Here is a 21,952-nt window from a genome sequence, read left to right as displayed (position 1 = left end):
GTGCACGCATGGCGTCGCGGTGACATCGTGTCTCTTGAATCCGCTGGCGTGCGACGAAACCGGGACCCCCAAGGCAACCAGCGGCCCCCATCTTCTTGTCGTCATTGAAGATCATTCAATGGCGAAGCCAATTATCAAGACCGACCGACGTGCGACAGAATGCGTACCAGGCTTTCCAGCATGGACACGAAGCATGCATTTCGACCACGCCACCATCGTTACCGATGACATTGACGGTACACGCCGCTTTTTCGATGAGGTCGTCGGTCTCGATACCGGGCCTCGACCGCCGTTCACGGTGGATGGCTACTGGTTGTACCTCGATAGCCGCCCGATGATTCATGTCACGTGTGCAACGCTACCGGCGCACGCAGGCCGTAGCACGCCGCGCATCGATCACATTGCGCTTCGCGTCGACACGCACCGCGAATGGGTGACGTTGATCGATCGACTCTCCGGCAGTCGGATCGACTACTCGCTGAGTGAAGTGCCGTTGTCCAATGAGCTTCAGTTGTTCGTGTCCATTGCCCCGGGGGTTTCCGTCGAATTTGTGACGACGCTCGGAGCGGATGAGCAGCCTGGGATTCCGAACGGATGACCGGATCTGCCGAATCGTCTCGCGAAACCCATGACGCTTGCCGGCTTCGCCGGCGACAGCGGCGATTCGGCGTGGCGGCCGACCATCCTTGGCCGCAAGCGGTATTCAGAACATTTGATGCGTGCGATGGGCACGGCTTCACGCTCGCGAGCACGCTTTTGATCGGAGGAAGCGAACGATGAAATTCGATGGACAAGACGTGCTGGTGGTCGGCGGAAGCTCCGGGATCGGCGAAGCGGCCGCGCGGGCCTTTGCGGCGGCCGGGGCGAGCGTGACGATCGCGTCGCGCGACGCGGCCAAACTGGCGGCGAGCGCAGCGAGGATCGGTCACGGTGTGCGAACCGGTGTGATGGACACGACCGACGACACGAGCGTACGTGCATTTTTCGAATCGGCGGGCGAATTCGACCACGTTGTCGTGTCGGCCGCTCAGACACCCACGGGGCCGGTGCGTGGTCTCGCGCTCGCCGATGCCTACGCGGCGATGGACAGCAAGTTCTGGGGCGCCTATCGCGTCGCGCGGGCCGTACGCATTCGGCAGGGCGGATCGATGACGTTCGTGTCGGGCTTCCTGAGCGTGCGGCCGAGCAAGACCTCGGTCCTGCAAGGCGCGATCAACGCGGCGCTCGAATCGCTGGCGCGGGGTCTGGCGCTCGAGCTGTCGCCCGTGCGGGTGAATACGGTATCTCCGGGCCTGATCGCGACGCCGCTCTGGTCGAAGCTCGATGCGCAGGCGCGGGACAGGATGTACGAAGGCGCCGCGGCGCGCTTGCCGGCCGGCCGTGTCGGTCAACCCGAGGACGTTGCGAACGCCGTGCTCTACCTCGCGTCGACCCCGTACGCGACCGGCTCGACGGTGCTGGTCGACGGTGGCGGTGCGATCGCGTAGCGGCCGGGTTGGTTGAAGGTCGAACCGCGATGCGTCGCCGTTGTCCGAGCGCCCGTGCCCGAATTCCGCGTGCCGTGTGCGGCGCCGGATGATCCCGGGTGCACGGGCGAGCATGAGCGTCTGCGCCGCCTCCGTTTCGGGGCGCACGCGTATTCAGGATGCCGTTAGCGCTTTCTGGTGCCCGCAGGCCGCGATGGCTCCGATGTGCGTACCGAATCGTTGTCCGGCATGTCGAGGCCGGACGAGCGGATCGTTCGCGACAGCACTTCTACAAAACGCTCCTTGGCAGGCGTGAAGGTCTTGCCGCGACGCCAGCGCGCCGCGGCGATGCGCGACAGGCCATCGTCCGCGATCGTCGTCGCCACTTCCCGCAGGCTGGCGGTCTTCCGGACCTTGCGACTGGCGGATCGACGCACCCGCGCCAGCCGTTCGATGCACAACGTTCTCTGCTCGACGTCCGCATGCGACAGATGGGAGAGCGACACGCCGACGTCCAGTTCATTTCCACCAGCCCCTAGTCGATCGCCGCAGCCGGAAGGGCTTGAACGGACACGTACAACTGCGGGTGTCGTGAGAGCAGGGCCGATATCGTCTGCATGACGAGCGATCGTGCGTACGTGTCGATCGCACCGATTGCCGCTGTTCCGGCACCTGCCGACCATGCGAATGACCGGCGCGGCCGCGGCGGCGGGGATCGCGACGATCATTTGCTTCGGAAACCTGACGGGTTTTGCGGGGCCGATCGTGTTCGGATGGTTGAAGGATCGCCATCACGATGCAATGGCGCTCACCGTCGTTTATCGAAGGGTATCGACGCATTGAAGCGCGGTAGGCCGAGCGGGCTTGCCATATCCGGATGGAACGCCGATTTTTTGGCCTGGATTGAAAGTCTATTCATTTCAAAGCCCATTTTCAAAGCGGGACCGTTTTCCGAAAATAGGTTGTACACGCACCAATCTGCGTGACATTCCATACCCGTTCATCATGCATCGCGTTGCGGTGCGAGCGACGCGCTTGCGCGTCATGAGGAGATTGTCCATGGCAATTCAAATCGATCACGTGGATCGCGATCCGGCCGAGCAGGCACCCGATCAACCGACGCGCCGTTCCTTCCTGACCCAGGCCGGAATCGGCGCGGGCGCGTTCGCCGTCGGTGCGATGCTTCAATCCCCCCAGGCCGGTGCGCAAACGGGCAGCCCCCGATCGATCCCGGTAGCCGCGCCCGTGCAGGGTGAATTCTGGCCGAACGGTGCACGGCTGGTCATTTCGATCTCGATGCAGTTCGAGGCGGGCGGACAGCCGCCAAAGGGCGCCGACAATCCGTTTCCGAAAGTCGATTTCCCGGCGAGCGTGCCCGCCGATCTTGCCGCGCAAGCATGGTTTGCGTACGGGTATCGCGAGGGCATTCCCCGAATGCTGGATCTGTGGGATCGGCATGACGTGAAGGTGACGAGTCACATGATCGGCGAGGCGGCGAAGCGGCATCCGCAGGTGGCGCGCGAAATCGTGGCGCGCGGCCACGAAGCGTCGGGCCATGGGCCGACGTGGAACTCGCAGTATGCGATGTCGCGACCGCAGGAACGCGAGTTTCTGATCCAGGCGCGATCGATGGTGGAGGAGGTGACGGGCCAACGTCCGATCGGCTACAACGCGAACTGGCTGCGACGCGGGCCGAACACGCTGTCGCTGCTGCAGGAGCTGGGCTACGTGTATCACATCGATGATACGAGCCGCGACGAGCCGTTCATCGAAAAGGTCAACGGCAAGGATTTCGTCGTGATTCCGTATACGCTGCGCAATAACGACATCCTGCTGGTGGAGGGCCGGAATTACTCGCCGGACAAGTTCCTCGAACAGATCAAGTTCGATTTTGATCAGTTGTACGAGGAAGCGGGTACGCGTCGGCGCATGATGTCGATCAGCGCGCATGACCGTATCAGCGGCACGCCGCAGATGACGCGTGCATGGGACGCGTTCCTGCGTCATGCAAAGAGCCATCCCGGCGTTGCGTTCATGCGCAAGGACGACATTGCGCGGTTCGTGCTGCAAAGCCCGATTACGGTGCGCGAAAGCGAGACGATCTAGCGGGCTGCCCGAGCGCCTTCGCACCGGTGCGATCGTGCGAAGGCGCTCGACGACGCTTCGCTTGTCGTCCGTCGCATCGGCGAAGCGGCGCTGATCCTGTGCGCGCATCCGGATTCCCTGGCGGCCAATCCGACGATTCGTTCGGTTGGCGATTTGCGAAAGCATCGCCTCATTGCGTTTCGCATACCAATCACGGGCCGTGATCGGCCAATCGAGTTCGTCGAACACGGGCGAACGGTCACGCTGACCATCGAGGCCCGCTTCCGCATCAACCACGGTGAAGCGCTCGTCGAAGCCGCCGCGCTTGGCGCGGGCCTCGCACAAGTTCCCCGCGTTTCTCGCCAAAGCTCATCTGCGCAGCGGCACGCTCGTTGAAGTGTTGCCGACCTGTCGCCCCGCGCCGCTGTCTGTCAATCTCGTGATGCCGGGCTCGCGTGCGCGCGCTGATCGGCGCGTTGACCGGCGACGAATGATGGAGTGCTGATCAAGCACGCGCCGCCCCTTGCGTTGATTTTCTTGTCTGGCTTGAAAATGATTCAAGACGGAGGCCAATTATCAATCCGCACGGTGGCAAGCAGAATCGCTGCACATCCCCTGCGGCTCTGCCGCTTTCCCGGAGACAGCCATGCCACTTCCCATTCTCGCGCTGGCCCTGAGCGCTTTTGCGATCGGCACCACGGAATTCGTCATCATGGGCATCCTGCCCGATGTCGCGCAGTCGCTTTCCGTTTCCATCCCGTCGGCGGGGCTGCTCGTGAGCGGCTATGCGCTGGGCGTCGCCGTGGGCGCGCCGCTGCTCGCCGTCCTCACGAGCCGGATGCCGCGCAAGTGGGCGCTTCTGCTGCTGATGGGAATCTTCATCGTCGGCAATGTTCTGTGCGCGGTCGCGCCGGGCTACACGAGCCTCATGATCGCCCGCGTCGTCACGTCGTTCGCGCATGGCTCGTTCTTCGGCATCGGGTCGGTCGTTACCGCGTCGCTCGTGTCGCAGGACAAGCGCGCGAGTGCCGTCGCATTGATGTTTACCGGTCTTGCGCTCGCCAACGTGCTCGGCGTGCCGCTCGGCACCTTCATCGGCCAGATGCTCGGCTGGCGTGCCGCATTCTGGTCCGTCGCCGGCGCAGGCGTGCTCGCCGCGCTGGCCCTCGTGACGCTCGTGCCGAACACGCGCGAAGCGCAACCCGCGAGCCTTGCGCACGAAGTAGGCGTGCTCAAGCACCCGCAGGTTTGGCTCGCACTGTTGATGACCGTGCTCGGCTTTGGCGGCATGTTCGTGGTGTTCACCTACATCACCCCCGTGCTCGAACAGGCGAGCGGATTCGCGCCGAGCGGCGTGACGAAGATTCTCGTGCTGTTCGGCATCGGTCTGGCCATCGGCAATGCGCTCGGCGGCAAGCTTGCTGATCGCGGCGTGATGCAGGCGCTGACGGGCGTGTTCGTCGTGCTGGTCGCGATCATGGTGGTGTTCAGTCGCACCATGCATCACCCCGTGGCATCGGTCCTGACGATTTTCGTCTGGGGCGTCGCGGCATTTGCGACGGTCCCGGGCCTGCAGATGCGCGTGCTGAGCAAGGCCGCGAGCGCACCGAACCTCGCATCGACGCTCAACATCGGCGCATTCAACGTGGGGAATGCGATGGGGGCATGGCTCGGCGGCATGGCGCTTTCGCACGGGCAGGCACTCGACACGCTGCCGCTCGTGGCCGCCGCGTTGACGCTGATGGCGATTGCGGTGACCGCTTTCGCGTCCCGGCTTGATCGACGCGAGACCGCACAAGCGAATCGCACCGCCCGCTTTCCAGCCTGAATGACCCAAGTCGCACTACTGCCGGATTCAATCCGTTCATCGAGCATCGCGTACACACTCAAGGAGCCCGTCATGAAAACCCGCACCGTCCTTTCCGCCGTTTCCCGCATCGCGCTGGCCGCCGCCGCCGCTGCTGCCGCGTTGCCTGCCGTCGCCGCGACCGGCGACGATCTCGTGCAGCCGAAAACGCTGATCGTCGACAAGACCCTCTCGAAGCAGCAGGCCGAGCAACAGATTCGCGCGGCACGTCTTTACGACACCTTCTGGAGCACGGGCGACGAGGCCCAGGCCCGCGAGGCGCTGGCGGCCGATTTCACGGACCGCACCTTGCCCGCCGGTCGGCCGCAGGGCATCGCCGGGCCGCTGGCTGCATCGAAAGGCTTCCATCGCGCCGTGCCGGACGTCCACGCCGAAGTCGAACAGATGATCGTCGCCGGCGACCGCGTCGTCACCCATCTGCACTTCACCGGTCACTTCACCGGCACCTTCAACGGCGTGCAGGGGAAGGGGCAGGTAGTCGACTTCATCGCCACGGACATCTATCGCATTCGCGACGGCAAGATCACCGACAACTGGCATCTCGAAGACAACCTGACGTTCCTGCAACAGCTCGGCGTGGTCGCCAAGTAAGCGGGCCGGGGGCCGATCGTGCCAATCGGCCTTTTCTTCGTCCGTCCGCATCGCGTTACCATGCCCGGGCCTTCGCGGCGCATCGCGCGGCACGACCCAACACTCTTTTCGCGTGACGCGACCATGGACAATCTCGGTGACATTCGTCTTTTCGTCGAAGCAGCAGGCCAGGGCAGTCTTTCGGCGGCCGGCAGAAAGCTCGGACTGTCCCCCGCGGCGGCGAGCGCCCGGCTCGTCAAGCTCGAGGGAGAACTCCACACGCAGCTGTTCGAGCGTTCGACCCGCAAGCTGCGCCTCACGGATGAAGGTCGTCTGTATCTCGTCCATTGCCAGCATGCACTGCAAACGCTGGAAGATGCGCGCGCGGCGTTGCAGGCCGGACGTGCATCGGTGAGCGGGGCGTTGCGCGTATCGGCCACCTCCGATTTCGGGCGCACCGTGCTGCGTCGATGGCTCGACGAATTCAACGAACGCCATCCGAACGTCACACTGACGCTCGTGCTCTCGGATTCACTGTCACACCTGCTGCAGGACGATATCGATCTCGCGATCCGGTTCGGCGTGCCGGCGGACAGCGCGATGGTCGCCAAGCGCATGGCCGACAATCGCCGCGCGCTTTGCGCGTCGCCCGACTACATCGCCGAGTACGGCATGCCGAACCATCCCGACGATTTGCGTGAGCATCGATGCATCGTCCTTTCTTCCGCGGCCGGCGCGGCGAACAACTGGCGTTTCGCGCGCGACGGGGAGACCGCGTCGTTCACCGCGCCGCTCGACCGTTCCCGTCAGACCAATGATGGTGCGCTTGCCCGCGAATGGGCGATCGAGGGGCGCGGGGTGGCCATGAAATCGATCTGGGACATCGGCGCCGATCTTCAGGCCGGGCGGCTCAAGCTGCTCCTGCAGGAGTGGCGCTGCCCGGACGTGCCGGTGAACGCGCTGTTTCAACGAACGCTTTATATGGCGCCACGCGTGCGCACCTTGCTCGACTTCCTCGAGCAGCGGTTCTCCGAGGCTTCCGACACGCTGGCGCCGTTTCTGCGGTAGTTTCCCGCGATCGAGGGCTTTCGGCGTTCGTCGGGGTGGCGCGTGAATACATTCGATTCGGCCCGGCCGCCTCTCGATTCTGCCCACGTTCGCGACATCGCGTTTTTGATTGCGGATGTCTGCATGCCGGGGATGTCCGGCATCGAGTTGCATGGTGAACTACGGGCCGGCGGGCGCTCGAGGTGGTCGGGATGAAAAATACCCGACAACGTTTGGCTTATAGCGGCAAGCACGGCTGCTCCATGGGGACCGGAACGGGAGGGGGCGGGCCGGGCGTCATGACGCGCAACGCCGACACCCCAGCCCGCGATGGCGCCGGATTCAGAATGTCAATCCAGCCCCGTGCTCGACGTATTGATGATCGTCGAGCGTTTAAGGTCGATTAACGAATGGCAAAGCGGGTTGCCGGCGAACCATTCGCGCAATTGTTTCCATAGATAAACAGATTTCTGTTTTCTGAATAGGCCTGGTAAATAATTGAATAAACTTCCTTCGCGCCGAACGAATAGACGCCGTCGTTAATGGTCACCAGCAGGTTGCCGGTGGTGTCGGTTTCGATCTTGTCGATTTTGCCGGCTTTGCAAAGCGCCTGCGCGGACGCGCACGTGGAGGCGAGCATCAGTGCTGAAAACAGCACGGTTGCAATCTTCTTCATGACTTTCCTTTGGTATTGAATGAATCGATGCGATCTGACGACGTCGGTCACGTCCGGGAAGACGTGACTGTCTTTCCGGATTGCTGATTCACAAATGTCTGGAAATCAACGGTGGCCTGATAAGGGGGAAACTCTGCGACCAAGCATGAATGAAGTAATTCATGCTGCGCCTCCGTATCTCGTTGATCTTTGAATCACGGTGTTGCGGCGCACAACACAGATTATTTATTTGATTTTGAGGGCGCCAATCGTATTAATTTATCGTTAATCATATTCGATAATTTTGTTTGAATTTGATTTCATTGAATTCTGCGGGCTGTTGTTTTTGTTTTTTGATTGTTTCGATATTTAAATAATCGGCGACGAATATTGATTCGATGGTTGATGGTGTGGCGGGCATAGCGCATGGGCGTTCATGAGGGTTCCAGCATTCGAGCGTGCGGTTCTTCCAGTGTGCGAACTGCGCAGCGCACATCCGTCGATGCTGCAGTCGACGCCGGCCGAGTTGATTCTTGCCGACCCGGAAAGACGCTACACTGCGCCAGTTCCCGAACACACCGGGAGCGCCAGGACACCGGGCCCACGGATTGCAAACACGTGACGATGTAATCGCCCGCCCCCTGACGCATTCGAACAAATCACGAGAGAAATAGAGGGCCCATGCTGACACGTCTTCGTATCGGACTCGATCGCGCGCGCGACCTGCGCGAAGCGGGACGACCGTCTCCCATCCAGCCGCGGCCGCTGCCGAGCGAGCTGGTCGACCTGAGCGCGCAGCGCGCGACGTGGCGCGTGGTCGTTCCCGGCCAGGCGGACTGCTACATGGCGGCAACGCCCGCCGAAACGGAGCGCTTCGTCGTGCATCTCGACGCTCAAAAGTTCTACGGCCTGTGGCTCGGCACGAGCCCGGCGTTTCCGCAACTGAATTCGCAGGATTGCGTGCCGCGCCGCGTCATGCCGCTCGACAGCAAATACGCGTCGGCCGCCGCCGCGTTCCGGGCCGGCCGCCTCGAACCGGTGGCGCTGCCGCCGGTCGGCCACTGGCTCGAGGGAAGCGGGTACGAAGTCGCGATGAGCAACGGCATGACGCGCACCTTCTGGCTGCTCGCCAACCGCGTGCGGTCGTTTCCGGTCAGCGTCGACAACGCGACCTGGGCCACGATGCTGAACAACATGGCCGGCGTCGGCGTCCCGCCGATCGCGTACCGCGAGCTGTTTTCCCGGCACGCGTAGGTTGCGCGTCGCGATCCGGCGCGTCGCCGTGGCGCCGGATCGCCACCCGGTTTGACACGCCGCGTTCGCGGCCATTAAAGTCGCATCGCGGGCCGGTGGGTCAAGCACACGCCCGGAACAGGCAGCCGATGTTCCAGGACTACGGGGCTACCCCGTGGATGAGATTGACACCCCGATGCGTCGCAAGGAGCACGGTTGCGCGTTGCGCAACGCGACTCCTCGCAGCACCAGTCACGTTGGCTCATCGTCCCGCCTATCGATTCCCATGTCCGGCTCCCTGTTCGACACCACCCGCACGATTGCGGAAGCGATGCTGGCCGGCGAACCTGAACGCCCCGGCGTCCTGTCCCGGATGGCGGCCGTGCTCGGCGGCGCGCCACCGTGGACTCACGAAGTCGCGGATGCCGCGCTCGCACGCTTCGGTGCGCGCTGGGCCGACATCGACATCGATACGCTTGCGGCTGACCTCGCCGATGCGCCGGCTTTCGTGCGCGCGTGGTACGGCAGCGATCGGCCCGTCGCGATTCGCGTCGTACGGCGCCCGCTGGTCCAGCGGCCCTTGCCGGCGCCGCTCGCCGGCTGCGACGTGCCGCAATGGGCGACGCCCGGCGATCTGGCCGGCTGGCTCGGCGTGAGCGCGCCGGCGCTCGACTGGCTGTCCGACCAATGGCGCGTCGACGCGCGCAGCAGCGCCACGCCGTTGCATCACTACACGTACGTGGCGCACGACAAGCGCAGCGGCGGCAGCCGCCTCGTCGAAATCCCGAAAGGCCGGCTGCGCGAAGCGCAGCGCCGCATCCTGCACGGGCTGCTCGATCGCATCGCGCCGCACGGTGCGGTACACGGCTTTCGCAAGGGGCACGGGATCGTGTCGTTCGCGGCGCCCCATGCGGATCGCGACGTCGTCGTCCGTTTCGATCTCGCGGATTTCTTCGTATCGATACGCGCCGCCCGCGTGCACGCGCTGTTCGTCACGCTCGGGTACCCGGTCGAAGTCGCGCGCATGCTCACCGGGCTGTGCACCAACCGCGTGCCGTCCGCACGGCTGCTCGCGCCGGACCTGCGCGACCGGTTCGACTGGATCGGCCGCCAGCGTTATCGAGAGCGGCATCTGCCGCAGGGCGCGCCGACGTCGCCGGCGCTGGCGAACCTGAGCGCGTTCCGGTTCGACATGCGGCTCGCCGCGCTCGCGCGTTCGCTCGGTGCAACCTACACGCGCTATGCCGACGATCTCGCCTTCTCCGGCGGCGGCACGCTGGCGCGCGACGTCGAACGGCTGCAGATCCGGGTCGCCGCGATCGCGCTCGAGGAAGGCTTTGCGCTGCAACTGCGCAAGACGCGCGTGATGCGGCGCGGCACGCGGCAGCAACTGGCCGGCGTGGTCGTCAATCGTCATCCGAACCTGGCGCGCGATGCGTTCGATCTCCTGAAGGCCATCCTGACCAACTGCATCCGCAGCGGCCCGGCGTCGCAGAATCGCGATGCGCACCCGGACTTCCGCGCGCATCTCGCCGGGCGTGTCGCGCATGCGGCCGCGCTGAACGCGGCGCGCGGCGCGAAGCTGCGCGCGCTGTTCGACCGGATCCAGTGGGACGCCCGCGACGTCGGCCAGTAATCCGACGTATCCGCATCGACGCCGGCCGACGACATCTGCAACACGACGCCGAGCACTGCTATCATTCGCGCCATGCCGCGCCAGTGCCATGGTGCGACGCTTACTTGCCGCAGCCGTTCGCCGTGCCTTCGTACATGGCGGGCTGTGCGTTGCCGGCCCGGTCCTGTCTGCCATTGATTGACGCACGACGTCGTTTAGTGCGTATCGCGCAAGCCATGCCGGCTCCGGCAAACGATTCAGACATTTGACAGCCCCCATCGGCGGAACTTCGTGGTAGGTTCCGCCATCGGAGCTTTTTGCGAAAACATGCCCAAAGAGGATGAATACATGACCCAGGCCCTGCAGGAACTCGAAGCACAACTTCGGGACCTGAACATCAAGCTGTCGGATGCGAAGCAGAAGGAGAAGCAGGCCGCGCTCGCGGCATTCAAGGAACAGGTCGAGCTTTTGGGAATTTCGCAGCAGGAAGTGCTGAGCGCGCTCGGTTACATCGTCCAGCGAAAACGCAAGGCGCCTGCCAAGTACTACGATCCGACGACCGGCCGCTCGTGGTCGGGCCGCGGCCCGCGGCCGAAATGGCTCGAAGGCAAGGATCTCGATGCGCTCGCCGTCGACCGCGAGGCCAAGACCTGGTGGCCCGGAGACGATCAAGGCTGAAGCCGGCCCGGCCGCCAGGCCAGCCGGCGCCGTCCGGTTCGCGCCAGCGGGCCGGACGGCAACACTCCGCCAGCATGCTGCTTTTCATTCGGTGTCCGGCCTGACCGCGGCATCGCCGGCTTCGCCGCCGACACCGGATCGCCGTTTTTCCCCTCCCGTTCATTGTCTGCAGATTTCCGCCACGCCGTCCCGCAAGCGGGCGCCGACGCACGCGCGAACCATCGTCACCGCGGGGCTGCTGGCCCGTCGCTCACGGGCACAGGCTTTAAAATGTCGCCGGACAATCATGGCAGGACACCATGGCAGCAAACATAGAATCTTCGACGCTCGGCGGCCCGCCGGCCCCGCGCGTGGAGCAGGTCGGCGCGTACGCGTGGAAAGCGCTGGCCGGATCGGCGATCGGCTATGCGATGGACGGCTTCGACCTGCTGATCCTCGGCTTCATGCTGCCGGCGATCACGGCGGCGCTGCATCTGACGCCCGGGCAGGGCGGCGCGCTGGTCACATGGACGCTGATCGGCGCCGTCGCGGGCGGCATCCTGTTCGGTGCGTTGAGCGACCGGTACGGGCGGGTGCGCGTGCTGACCTGGACGATCCTGCTGTTCGCGGTCTTCACCGGGCTGTGTGCGTTCGCACAGGGCTTCGAGGATCTGCTCGTGTATCGCACCATCGCGGGCATCGGGCTCGGCGGCGAGTTCGGGATCGGCATGGCGCTCGCGGCGGAAGCGTGGCCGGCCAGCAAGCGCGCCCGCGTGTCGTGCTACGTCGCGCTCGGCTGGCAGGCCGGCGTGCTGCTGGCCGCCTTGCTGACGCCGTTCCTGCTGCAGCACATCGGCTGGCGCGGGATGTTCGTGGTCGGCGTGCTGCCCGCGCTGCTCGCCTGGGCGATGCGCAACCGGCTGCACGAGCCTGAAGCGTTCGTGCAGCGCGCGGCGCAGCCGAAGGCCAACGCATTCCGCCTGCTCGTCGCGGACGGCCGCACCACGCGCACGAGCGTCGGCATCGTGATCCTGTGTTCGGTCCAGAACTTCGGCTACTACGGGATCATGATCTGGCTGCCGACCTTCCTGTCGAAACAGATGGGCTTCTCGCTGACGAAGTCGGGGCTGTGGACGGCGGCGACGGTCGTCGGGATGATGATCGGCGTCTGGGTGTTCGGGCAGCTGGCCGACCGCATCGGGCGCAAGCCGACGTTCCTGCTGTACCAGCTCGGCGCGGTCGTGACGGTCCTCGCGTATGCGCGGCTGTCGGACCCGACCGCGATGCTGTGGGCCGGTGCGCTGATGGGCATGTTCGTCAACGGGATGGTCGGCGGCTACGGGACGCTGATGTCGGAAGGCTATCCGACGGCCGCACGCGCCACCGCGCAGAACGTGCTGTGGAATATCGGCCGCGCGGTCGGCGGCTTCGGCCCGGTCGCGGTCGGCGCGCTGGCCGCGCACTACTCGTTCCAGACGGCCATCGCGCTGCTCGCCGGCCTCTACGTGCTCGACATGGTCGCGACGCTGTGCCTGATTCCCGAGCTCAAGGGCGTCGAGCTCGAATGAGCGCGGCCATCGCGCACCATCCAACGACCTCACTCGTAACCACGATGCAACAGAAGAACAAGACGATCGGCGTGATGGGCTCGGGCAAGGAGCCGTGGCTCGCGTTTTCGGAGCCGCTCGGCACCTGGCTCGCGCAGGCCGGTTTCAACCTGCTGACGGGCGGCGGGCAGGGCGTGATGCTGGCGGTCGCACGTGCGTTCGCCGGCGTGCCGGGGCGGGCCGGCCGGTCGATCGGCATCCTGCCGACGCAAGCCGATCCGCTCGCGGGCTTCGTGCCGCTCGACGGCTATCCGCATCCGTTCGTCGACATCCCGATCCTCACGCCGCTGCCGCGCCGCGAGCCGGACGCCGCCCCGGATACGATCAACCGCAACTATGTGAACGTGCTGAGCAGCGACCTCATCGTCGCGCTGCCGGGCGGGCCCGGCACGGCCGAGGAGATCGCGCTCGCGCGGCGCTGGCGCAAGCCGCTCATCTGCTTCGGGCCGGACGATGCGTTTCGCGAGCTTGCGGCGGGGGCCACGTGCACGTCGTCGTTCGACGACGTGATCCGCTTCGTGGAACACGCGTTTTCGGCGGAGCCGGCGTTTCGATAATTCGCGCGGCCGGTTCGGCTACGGTCGTTGCGATGCTCGCGTGGCAGGGTCGGCGCCTCGGTACGCGAGGTCACCGGTTCCGATGCGACCACGTGCCGCCGGCGCGAGCAAGCCGCCGGCGGCACGATTCGTTACCGCGGCGCGCGGTTCAGCGCCCCGTCTTCAACTGCGCCCACAGCCGGTTCTGCAGCCGGCGAATCTCCGGCGGCATCGGCTTGAGCAGCGTCATCTTGCTCAGCACCTCGTCGGGCGGATAGACCGACGTATCGCGCGCGATCGCGGGCTTCACGTACTGGCGCGCGGCCTTGTTCGCGGTCGGATAGAACACCGCGTTGGTGATGCCGGCGTTGACCTTCGGATCCTGCACGTAGTTGATCCACTTCAATGCGGCGTCGCGATTCGGCGCGTCCTTCGGGATCACCATCATGTCGAACCACAGCAGCCCGCCTTCCTTCGGGTTCGCGAAGCCGATCTCGTACGGGCGCTTCGCTTCGGCGGCACGACGGTGCGCGATGCCGACGTCGCCCGAATAGCCGAACGCCACGCACAGGTCGTTGTTCGCGAGATCGTTGATGTAGCCCGACGAGTTGAACTGCGTGATGTACGGGCGCACCTTCTTCAGCACCTCGTACGCGGCGCGGTAGTCGGCCGGGTTCGTGCTGTTCGGATCCTTGCCCATGTACTGCAGCGTGGCCGCGAACACGTCGACGGCCTGGTCGAGGAACGACACGCCGCAGCTTTTCAGCTTCGCCATGTTGGCCGGGTCGAACACCAGCGCCCAGCTGTCGACCGGCGCCTTGTCGCCGAGCACCTTTTTCACGGCCTGCACGTTGTAGCCGATGCCGTCCGTGCCGTACGCCCACGGCACGCCGTACCGGTTGCCCGGATCGGCATCGGCGACCATCTTCATCAGCAGCGGATCGAGGTTCGCGAGGTTCGGCAGCTTCGACTTGTCGAGCGGCTGGTAGACGCTCGCCTGGATCTGCTTGGCCATGTAGTTCGACGTCGGCACGACGATGTCGTAGCCGGAATTCCCCGACATCAGTTTTGCCTGCAGCGTGTCGTCGCTGTCGTAGTTGTCGTAGCGGACGTGCAGGCCCGTCTGCTTCTGGAAGGTCGGGATCGTGTCCGGCGCGATGTAGTCGGACCAGTTGTAGATGTTCAGTTCGCCGGCCGCGTGGGCGGTCGTGCCGGCAGCCGCGGCGGCCGACAGGATGGCGGCGGTTGCAACGGCGCGGCGAAGCGTGCGGATTCGCATGACGGAGTCTTCCATTTCGGTGCGCGTGGTGAGCCGCAAGGCGCGGGTCGTGGCGCGATGGTTCATCGGATGAAGCAGACGTGCGTGACCGCCGCGCGTGGCGAGCGTGCGTGGTGCACGGCGATCAGGAGTCCGTTCGATCAGGAGCCGGCTTGCACGGAAACGCAGTGCGAGCCGATCCCGTCACCGGTCGGGTGACACGGCGAGTGGGTCGAACGGAGTCAGGAAAAGAGGCGGGGCGCTAAGGCAGCAGCGATGCCACGTCGTCGGTATGGATCGCGACGTACGCACGCGCGGCGACGGCGTTGTGGCGGCGAACGGAGCGGCGGGACAGGATGGTGTAGATCGACAGAGGCAGGCAAGGGCTTTGCCCGCCGTCACTGTCGTCGGAGGACGCGATCGCGGCGCGCAGGTTTCGCGCATCGCCTCGTCTCCACCGCACCAGCGGGCCACGGAATCTCACGATTACTCTCGACCGGGTTGTTGAAAGTATTGAACACCTGACGATGCGCCGGCGGCTGCCGTTTCAGGTTTCGGTCATCGCATGTGCCGCGCGGCGGCATCGGTTGCGTGACGCGAATTGAAAGCTTGGCGGACACCTGAATCGCCGAAACATGACGCTTCCATGAATCATCAGGTAAATCGCTGTAAGGATGTCTCCGGATTTTCCCTAGGCGTTCGAAGGCCGATGAATGCGTCCGGGTGTGGTGGCGATGGTGGGTGAACGGCGCGCGTGAGGCCGCTTTGCCGGTCGAGACCGGCTCGAAGTGATGAGAATATTCGACGGTTTGCAGCCGCGATCGTCACCGGGCGAGCGTCGGAAAGACCGTCGCAAGCGCCCGGTGACAAGGTGGGTCGAGTCGGACGCGCTCAATCGTCGAACGTAATGAACTGCGCCGAAGACCAGACCTTCGCATCATCGCGTTGCCGCCCGAAGAAGTACACGGGGCGGTGGCCGAACGAGGCGTTGGACGCGGCGATCTCGATGCTTCCCGAGAGGTCGGTCGGCAACGTCTGCTCAGTCAGCCGTTCGATGGCGAGAAACAGCTCGGTGCCACCGAGCTGGTGCGTCGCGGAGCCGGCTGCCAGCAGATCCGCGCCACGAATCTCATGACGGAACGTCGGCGCATGCGCAAACGGATTGCCGGCCAGCGGATCGCCGACCTTGACGAAACCGTCGATGGTGCCTTCGACGACGATCGTGGCATGGGCCAGGCCACCCACTTCAATCTCGACGCTGTCGGCATCGCCGTACGTATCGCTTGCGAAGCCAATGTCGGTCGTCCCGGAACGCCAGGCCGCCTCCTCGAGGTGTTCGAAGCCGGTTGACCTGAAATTGTGGATCGTGCCGTTCAGCACACGGATCGTGCCGCGCCAGGAGGCCCAGCGATAGCGATCGCGAATGCGTGCACCTCCCCAGCGAACCCGGATGTGCCGCTGCGCGTATCCCAGCTCCGCGTGAAGATCGCGCTCCCAGATCACGCCGGTATGGTCGTAGGCCGCCACGTATTCCCAGCCTGCGTTGCCGAGCAGGCGGTAATCGAGCGTGGCTGGCCCGCGATGCCGGAACGCGTCGCCTTGCCGGTATTCGCCGCATTGAACGAGCAGTGCGGTGTGCTCTCCCGTCGTCGCCCAGGTATGACGGGCGCGAAGCGCCTCGCCGACGCTGCGGCGGTCGAGGGATTCGGCCAGCACGCCGGTCAGGCCGCCACGAACGCCGAACACCTGCACGCCGGGCGCGCCACCGCCGGGCCGGCCGCGATGCTCGTCGCCGCTGGCCGCCACGCCGAGCCGATAGCCGCGCGCGATCACGTCCTGGTAAAGCCAGCCGAAGTGCCCCCACGACGACGCGATCTCGACGAGCCGTTCGAGCTCGGGATGGTGCCAGTCGGGGATATAGCGGCGGCCACCGACGTGCGGCATCACCAGATGATGCGCGGCATCGTCCGCATACGCATCCCACAGTTCCTCGACGGGCCAGCGGCCGAGCTCGACCGCATTGCCCTTCATGTCCTCGTTCCAGACCAGCGTGCGGTTGTGCTCGCCGCGCGCGTTGTACGGGAAATCCGGCCGCGCGTCGCCGAGAAATACGACATTGTGGTCGCCGCCCGCGGTCGAGCTGCCGCACCATTCCTGCACCGGATAGACGACGAAGCGGCCCGGGTCGTTGAACTGCTCGACCGCATCCACCCCGAGTTGCCAGTTCTCGTCGGTGATCTGGAAATCGTTCGCCGTATAGCCGAGCACGTCGATGCCGCCGATGTCGCGTGCGTAGCGCGCGTTGTACGCCGGACTGTTGGTGCCGACCGTATCGTGGGCGTGGACGTGCAGGTCGGCGTACCACGCACGGGGCGCAGGCAGCGACGCGTCGCTCGTGAGCCACGCTTCGGCCGCGCGCACGTCCGGGCGGGCGGGGATGTCGGCCACGATGCGCAGCGTGCCGGCATCGACCGGCAGGTCGTCGACCGCGCAGGTCGCGAGCCCGGCATCGGGCAGCGCGTGCTCGCGTCGGTAGACGGCTTCGCCGCGTGCGTCGTATGCGACGACGCGCGCGGTGCCGCCTGCGTCTCGGCACGCATTGCCCCAGCGGTCCTGCAGCGATAGCCGGAAGGGCGCGCGCGTGCCGGGCCGCACGAAGCGCGGGCCGTTCAGGAGTACGTCGGAAGGTGCGCCGGCACGGATGTCGATCGAGATGTCTCCGGGCACGGCGACGAAGCGCGACGTACCGAGCGGATCGACGTAGAGCCGGAACCGGAAGTTGTCCTCGGCGAAGGTCTGCACGCGCGTGCCGGGGCCGCGACGGCGATCGCCGAGTCGGATCACGATCCGGTCGCCGGCGTTCACGTAACCGTCGACGACGTCGACGATCACGGCCTTCTGGAACGGCCGCTCGTGTCCCTTCTGGTCGAAACGCACGTTCAGCGCCTGCACGGTGGCCGGGCTCTGGCCCGGCACGGGTGGTGCGGCATGGTATTCGGCACTGATGTAGTTGGCGGCGCCCGGATCGCTGGTCTGGAACAGCGCCCAATCCGAATAGAACTTGAAGGTGGCCTTCAGCCAGCCACCGTCGGCGATGCCCGACGAACCGACTTCGTAATCGAGCACGATCTCGCTCCATGCGCCGGCTTCGAGCTGTGCAACGTTGCAGCGCACGCGTCCGGCGAACGGCAGGCGTTTGTGGCGCTCATACAGGCCTTCGGGCGCGACGTGCGGGCCCAGGCGGTCGCGCAGCGCGGCGGCGCGGGCATCGACGGTATCGAGGGCGTCGTTGGATTCGTTCATGGTCAATCCGGAAGAAATGGCGATGGAACTCGGGCGCTTCAGTGCGCGAACGGCCAGGGCGCGCTCGCGTCCCAGACGGGGATGCCCATGTACGCGTACCACGGTGCAATCACGCACAGGCCGTAGACGATCGCGATCAGCACGGACACCGCGCCGACCTTCGCGTAGTCGGCCGTCGAGAACGCGCCGCTGCTGTACGCGATGACGCCCGCGGTGATCTGCGTGGGCAGCAGATAGGCGAAGCTGTCGGTATCGCTGACGAGCATCGTGAAGGCGACGGGATGCAGCCCGAGGCGCGGCGCGAGTGCGAGCGCGATCGGCGCGATCATCGTGACGGCCGCGACGTTGGACAGCATGCCGATGCGGATCACGTGCGTTCCGAGCATCACGATCGCGATCGCCAACCACCAGCCGTGACCGTGCGCGGCGACATAGATGTGATCGGCGGCCCAGCTCGCGAGCCCCGACGCGCTGATCGCCGACGACAGCGACAGCGCGCCGGCCAGCAGGAACAGCGTGCCCCAGATCGTGCGCTGTTCGACTTCGGCCCAGCCGAAGCGCAGCACGCCGGGCGCGAACAGCAACGCCAGCGCGATCAGCGCGACGATTTCCGACGGCAGGTGGTGCAGCGGCTCGGTCGCCCACAATACGGCGACGGCGGCCAACAGCATGAGTACGGCCCAGTCGTTGCGCGCCGCGCGCGGTTGCGCACGGCGCATGGCCGCGATCGCGCCCGGGCCGCCGGGAATCGCGACGGCGCGCGAGCGGAAATGGAATTGCACCCAGGCTTGCGTGATCGCGAACATCCCGAGGTACGGCCACTGGAGCTTGAGCCACGTCAGATACGAGATCCGGATGCCGAGCTGTTTCTCGAGCAACCCGGACACGACCATGTTCGGCAGGTGGGCCGTCAGGATGCACATGCCGCTGATCATTGCGCCGTAGACGAGCGTCTGGATCACGATCGCCTTGCGAGCGGCACGCTCGCGCGGCGACTCGCCGAACAGCCGGACGATCCCGTTCGTGACGGGCAGCAGCGTAGCGGCCCGTGCATTCGCGGCCGGCACGACGAGCGCCATCACGCAATTCACCGCGAACATGGCCCAGATCACGCCGTTGGCGGTTCGCACCTTCAGGCGATCGAGGAGCAACAGGGCGATGCGGCGGTCGAGTCCACACGCCTGCATGATCGCGGAGAACAGGAACGCGGCGAGGCACAGGAACACGACGGGCGCGGCGAAGCCGCTGGCCGCCTTCGGAAACGACGGGCTCGCGTGCGACAGCACGAGCAGCATCGGCAGCAGGATGCCGCTCACGCCGACCGGAACCGCGTCGGTGATCCATACGATCGCGACCCACGAAACCACCGCGAGTGTCGCCTTGCCTTCCGCGGACAGATGCGCGGGGGCCGGCAGCCACCAGGCGATCGCGAAGAACGCGAGCCATGCCGCAGCGAAGCCGATCGCGGCACGCCAGTGCGCGCGATGCGACCGGCCTGCCGCGTGCGGATCGGCGTGTCGCGTCGCCGGCGATCCGGCCGATGGCGGCCGGCTGGCGTGCGTGCTGTCGAGCGGCGGCGTGCCGATTGCGTTTTCAGTCACTGGTATGCTCCCCGTGCGTCGGGCCCTGGGACAGCAGGCCCGATCGTCTATCGAGATGTCATAATACGTATTAATACAAGTTGGGCGATCCAATTGCTTTTCATATCGAAATCAGGATTCGCGCATAGCGCGAGCCGGGCACGGAGAGGAAGATTCGATGACGCTGTTGCGTGATGATGCGACGTCACTTTACGAGCAGATCGCGACGACGCTGCGCGATGAGATCGAGCAAGGCGCGTACGAGCCGACCGGCAAGCTGCCGTCCGAGGCGCAATTGAGCGAGCGTTTTCAGGTGAGTCGGGTGACCGTCCGGCTCGCGCTCGACCGGCTGACCGACGCGCGAGTCGTCGAGCGCAAGCAGGGCAAGGGCACGTTCGCCGCCAAGCAGCGGCTGCGGCATCGACTGGATGTGCTGCGTGGACTGCACGATTCGATCGCGGGACAGGGGGCCAAGGCACGGATGGAACTGCTGCGCATGGAGGCGTGCGACGTGCCGCCCGGCCTGCGACACGCGTTCGCCGCCGACGTGACGCGCTGCGTCTATCTCGAACGCCTGCACTGGGTCGACGACGAGCCCATCGCGCTCGCGCAGACCTGCCTGCTGCCCGAAGCGAGCGACGTCGCTTTTGCGCGGGCCGACAGCCTGCCGACCTACGAGCTGCTGGAGCAACTGCTCGGCTGGCGCATTGCCGACGCCGACATGTCGGTGACGGCCGTGGCCGCGCCCGACGATATCGCCGTGTGGCTCAAGACCGCAAAGCAGGCGCCGCTGCTCGTGTTGCGGCGCACGTCGCGTCTGGCCGACGGCCGCACGTGTGAATCCACCGTGTTTCATATTCGTCCGGAGCGCTTCGATCTGGTGGTGCGAAGCGGTGTCGAAGCGCGATTTGTCGGTTGAACATGCGTTTGGCCGTGGGCCGTGGCAATGGCCATGCGCAGTCAATCGACCGGACGAGGTGCGCGCTTTCTAAATCACTTTCGGATCTAGGTTTCGTATTTTTAATTCTTTCTGAGAATTTCACGGTTCTGTCATATTTCTGTGCACCGAATTCATCGGATCAGAAAAATGTCAAAGACCACCATCATTGCGACGATCGGGCCGGCGTCGCTGCTCGCGCGGCGACGTGCGGTGCCGGTCGCCGAACGGGTCACGATGGTGATCTGCGCGATCGCGGTGCTGGTATCGCTTGCGATGCTGGTGCGCTTGAACCTGAATGCGCGCGCCGACCTGATGATCGGCGTTGCAATGCTGAGCGCCGCCGCGATGCGCTATTCGTCGCGTCTGCAGACCGGGCTGCGCAAATTCGTTCACGCGCGCAGCCGGCTGTATGTCGGGACGACGGGCGTCGCGATGGCACCCGTGGCGGTCGCGATCTATTTCGCGGTCGGCAACGTGCTGTTCGCGCGCGCCGGCGCACCGCTGTACGAGCGCGCGATGACCGCATTCATCGGCGTCTACGGCGCGGTCGTGCTCGCGAAGACGCTGGTCTTCGCGTGACGGAGCGGCCCGTGCAGAATGTCCTGACCGCACTCATTCCGATCTTCGTGCTGATCCTGACAGGATTCGTGCTGCGGCAGCGCCGCCTGCTGCCGGACGAATTCTGGTTGCCGTGCGAAACGCTGAACTACTACTACATGTTTCCCGCGCTGATGTTCAGTCAGGTCGCGAAAGCCAATCTGACGCAGTTTCCGGTGCGGCCGATCGCGATCGCCATCCTCGGCGCGGTGGTTGCGAGCGCGGCGCTGCTCTATGCATGGCGAGCGTGGAGCCGGCAGCCGGGGGCTGTGTTTTCGTCGGTGATCCAGGGGGCGCTGCGGCCCAATACGTACGTGGGGGTTGCCGCCGCCGCGGCGTTGTACGGCAGCGTGGGTCTCACGCTCACGTCGATCAGCATCGCAGTCGCGATCCCGTTGCTGAACGTCGCGTCGATCATCATCCTGATGCGTCACGGCAGCGGCGGTGCGCCATCGGCGCGGCAGATCGGCGGCGCCTTGCTGAGAAACCCGGTGATCATGTCGGTCGTGCTCGGCGCCGCGTTCAATCTCGGCGGGCTGCCCTTGCCGGGCGTGCTGTCGAGCGTGCTGTCGATTCTCGGTGCTGCATCGCTCCCGCTCGGGCTGCTCGCCGTGGGAGCCGGTCTCGACGTGAAGGCCGCGAAGGCGGCGCGCGGCCCCGTGTTCCAGTCGTCGGTGATCAAATTGCTGCTCGTGCCCTTGCTGACCTTCTGGATCGGCTTCAGTCTCGGCATCCGGGGGCCGGCACTCACGACGATCGTGTTGTTCAATTCGCTGCCGTGCACACCGTCGGCGTACATCATGGCGAAGCTGCTCGGCGGCGATCATCGCTTGTCCGCCGGGATCATCACCGTGCAGACCGCGCTCGCGGCCGTCACGATGCCGCTGGTGCTGCTCGTGTTCCACGGTTGAGCCGGGTTCGCGCGCGGTGGCCTGG

Annotated in this window: 20 protein-coding genes and 2 pseudogenes; 16 read left to right on the top strand and 6 right to left on the bottom strand. The window is 65.4% G+C overall.

What is annotated here, in order from left to right; genetic code table 11:
• Positions 1–193: 193 nt before the first annotated feature.
• Positions 194–598 carry an extradiol dioxygenase gene (locus tag QZM35_RS15620; RefSeq protein WP_301776308.1) on the top strand — a complete coding sequence of 135 codons (405 nt, stop codon included), beginning with the start codon at positions 194–196 and terminating at the stop codon, positions 596–598.
• 178 nt (positions 599–776) lie between these two features.
• Entirely contained in the window at positions 777–1,487 is a 711-nt protein-coding gene (locus tag QZM35_RS15615) for an SDR family oxidoreductase (RefSeq protein WP_301776307.1), read from the top strand.
• 164 nt (positions 1,488–1,651) lie between these two features.
• On the opposite strand, the gene QZM35_RS15610 is transcribed toward QZM35_RS15615, so the two are convergent.
• Positions 1,652–1,972: a hypothetical protein gene (locus tag QZM35_RS15610; RefSeq protein ID WP_301776306.1), complete on the bottom strand. Its 321-nt coding sequence runs from the start codon at positions 1,970–1,972 to the stop codon at positions 1,652–1,654.
• 148 nt (positions 1,973–2,120) lie between these two features.
• Here QZM35_RS15610 and QZM35_RS15605 point away from each other — a divergent pair.
• From QZM35_RS15605 to QZM35_RS15585, 6 genes and pseudogenes are all read left to right on the top strand, one after another.
• Positions 2,121–2,252 (top strand): annotated as a pseudogene (locus QZM35_RS15605) (MFS transporter); the annotation flags it as partial.
• A 273-nt stretch (positions 2,253–2,525) separates the two neighbouring features.
• Positions 2,526–3,572, top strand: a complete 1,047-nt coding sequence (locus QZM35_RS15600; protein ID WP_089429964.1) for a polysaccharide deacetylase family protein — start codon at positions 2,526–2,528, stop codon at positions 3,570–3,572.
• Positions 3,573–3,626: 54 nt separating this feature from the next.
• Positions 3,627–3,947: pseudogene (locus QZM35_RS38165) on the top strand (LysR substrate-binding domain-containing protein); the annotation flags it as partial.
• A gap of 250 nt (positions 3,948–4,197) precedes the next feature.
• Complete coding sequence (locus QZM35_RS15595; RefSeq protein WP_301776305.1) at positions 4,198–5,379, top strand: MFS transporter; 1,182 nt, start codon at positions 4,198–4,200, stop codon at positions 5,377–5,379.
• A 72-nt stretch (positions 5,380–5,451) separates the two neighbouring features.
• Entirely contained in the window at positions 5,452–6,009 is a 558-nt protein-coding gene (locus tag QZM35_RS15590) for an ester cyclase (RefSeq protein WP_089433911.1), read from the top strand.
• A gap of 123 nt (positions 6,010–6,132) precedes the next feature.
• Positions 6,133–7,056 (top strand): LysR family transcriptional regulator, encoded by a 924-nt coding sequence (locus tag QZM35_RS15585; RefSeq protein ID WP_089433910.1) that lies wholly within the window; start codon positions 6,133–6,135, stop codon positions 7,054–7,056.
• A gap of 382 nt (positions 7,057–7,438) precedes the next feature.
• Here the strand turns inward: QZM35_RS15585 and QZM35_RS15580 are convergent, their stop codons facing one another.
• Positions 7,439–7,711, bottom strand: a complete 273-nt coding sequence (locus tag QZM35_RS15580) for a hypothetical protein (RefSeq protein ID WP_089429959.1) — start codon at positions 7,709–7,711, stop codon at positions 7,439–7,441.
• Positions 7,712–8,371: 660 nt separating this feature from the next.
• Between QZM35_RS15580 and QZM35_RS15575 the strand changes: the two genes are divergently transcribed.
• The 5 genes from QZM35_RS15575 to QZM35_RS15555 all read left to right on the top strand — a co-directional run bounded on the left by QZM35_RS15575 (position 8,372) and on the right by QZM35_RS15555 (position 13,359).
• Positions 8,372–8,944: an Osa protein gene (locus QZM35_RS15575; protein ID WP_089429958.1), complete on the top strand. Its 573-nt coding sequence runs from the start codon at positions 8,372–8,374 to the stop codon at positions 8,942–8,944.
• 265 nt (positions 8,945–9,209) lie between these two features.
• A complete protein-coding gene (locus QZM35_RS15570; protein WP_301776304.1) occupies positions 9,210–10,559 on the top strand; it encodes a reverse transcriptase family protein in 1,350 nt (449 codons plus the stop codon).
• A 327-nt stretch (positions 10,560–10,886) separates the two neighbouring features.
• Positions 10,887–11,216, top strand: a complete 330-nt coding sequence (locus QZM35_RS15565) for an H-NS family nucleoid-associated regulatory protein (RefSeq protein ID WP_089429956.1) — start codon at positions 10,887–10,889, stop codon at positions 11,214–11,216.
• Positions 11,217–11,515: 299 nt separating this feature from the next.
• Positions 11,516–12,763 (top strand): MFS transporter, encoded by a 1,248-nt coding sequence (locus QZM35_RS15560; RefSeq protein ID WP_301776303.1) that lies wholly within the window; start codon positions 11,516–11,518, stop codon positions 12,761–12,763.
• A gap of 44 nt (positions 12,764–12,807) precedes the next feature.
• Complete coding sequence (locus QZM35_RS15555; RefSeq protein WP_301776302.1) at positions 12,808–13,359, top strand: DNA-binding protein; 552 nt, start codon at positions 12,808–12,810, stop codon at positions 13,357–13,359.
• Between the two features lie 148 nt (positions 13,360–13,507).
• On the opposite strand, the gene QZM35_RS15550 is transcribed toward QZM35_RS15555, so the two are convergent.
• The 4 genes from QZM35_RS15550 to QZM35_RS15535 all read right to left on the bottom strand — a co-directional run bounded on the left by QZM35_RS15550 (position 13,508) and on the right by QZM35_RS15535 (position 19,500).
• Entirely contained in the window at positions 13,508–14,617 is a 1,110-nt protein-coding gene (locus tag QZM35_RS15550; RefSeq protein WP_301776301.1) for a polyamine ABC transporter substrate-binding protein, read from the bottom strand.
• Positions 14,618–14,858: 241 nt separating this feature from the next.
• Positions 14,859–15,080, bottom strand: coding sequence for a hypothetical protein (locus tag QZM35_RS15545; RefSeq protein ID WP_089429953.1), 222 nt, complete (start codon positions 15,078–15,080; stop codon positions 14,859–14,861).
• A 407-nt stretch (positions 15,081–15,487) separates the two neighbouring features.
• Positions 15,488–17,899: a hypothetical protein gene (locus QZM35_RS15540; RefSeq protein WP_301776300.1), complete on the bottom strand. Its 2,412-nt coding sequence runs from the start codon at positions 17,897–17,899 to the stop codon at positions 15,488–15,490.
• 38 nt (positions 17,900–17,937) lie between these two features.
• Entirely contained in the window at positions 17,938–19,500 is a 1,563-nt protein-coding gene (locus tag QZM35_RS15535) for a DASS family sodium-coupled anion symporter (protein WP_301776299.1), read from the bottom strand.
• A 157-nt stretch (positions 19,501–19,657) separates the two neighbouring features.
• Here QZM35_RS15535 and QZM35_RS15530 point away from each other — a divergent pair, with 157 nt between their 5' ends.
• The 3 genes from QZM35_RS15530 (at position 19,658) to QZM35_RS15520 (ending at position 21,927) form a co-directional block, all read left to right on the top strand.
• Positions 19,658–20,398: a GntR family transcriptional regulator gene (locus QZM35_RS15530; RefSeq protein WP_089433906.1), complete on the top strand. Its 741-nt coding sequence runs from the start codon at positions 19,658–19,660 to the stop codon at positions 20,396–20,398.
• Between the two features lie 168 nt (positions 20,399–20,566).
• Entirely contained in the window at positions 20,567–20,998 is a 432-nt protein-coding gene (locus QZM35_RS15525; protein WP_301776298.1) for a hypothetical protein, read from the top strand.
• Between the two features lie 11 nt (positions 20,999–21,009).
• On the top strand, positions 21,010–21,927 hold the full coding sequence (locus tag QZM35_RS15520) for an AEC family transporter (protein WP_089429949.1): 918 nt from the start codon (positions 21,010–21,012) through the stop codon (positions 21,925–21,927).
• The last annotated feature ends 25 nt before the right edge of the window (positions 21,928–21,952 follow it).

Origin of the sequence: Burkholderia sp. AU45274, assembly GCF_030482505.1 — a bacterium.
Lineage (GTDB): Bacteria > Pseudomonadota > Gammaproteobacteria > Burkholderiales > Burkholderiaceae > Burkholderia.
Note: the sequence above shows the minus strand (reverse complement) of the source record. Positions and strands in the feature narration are given on the sequence as shown.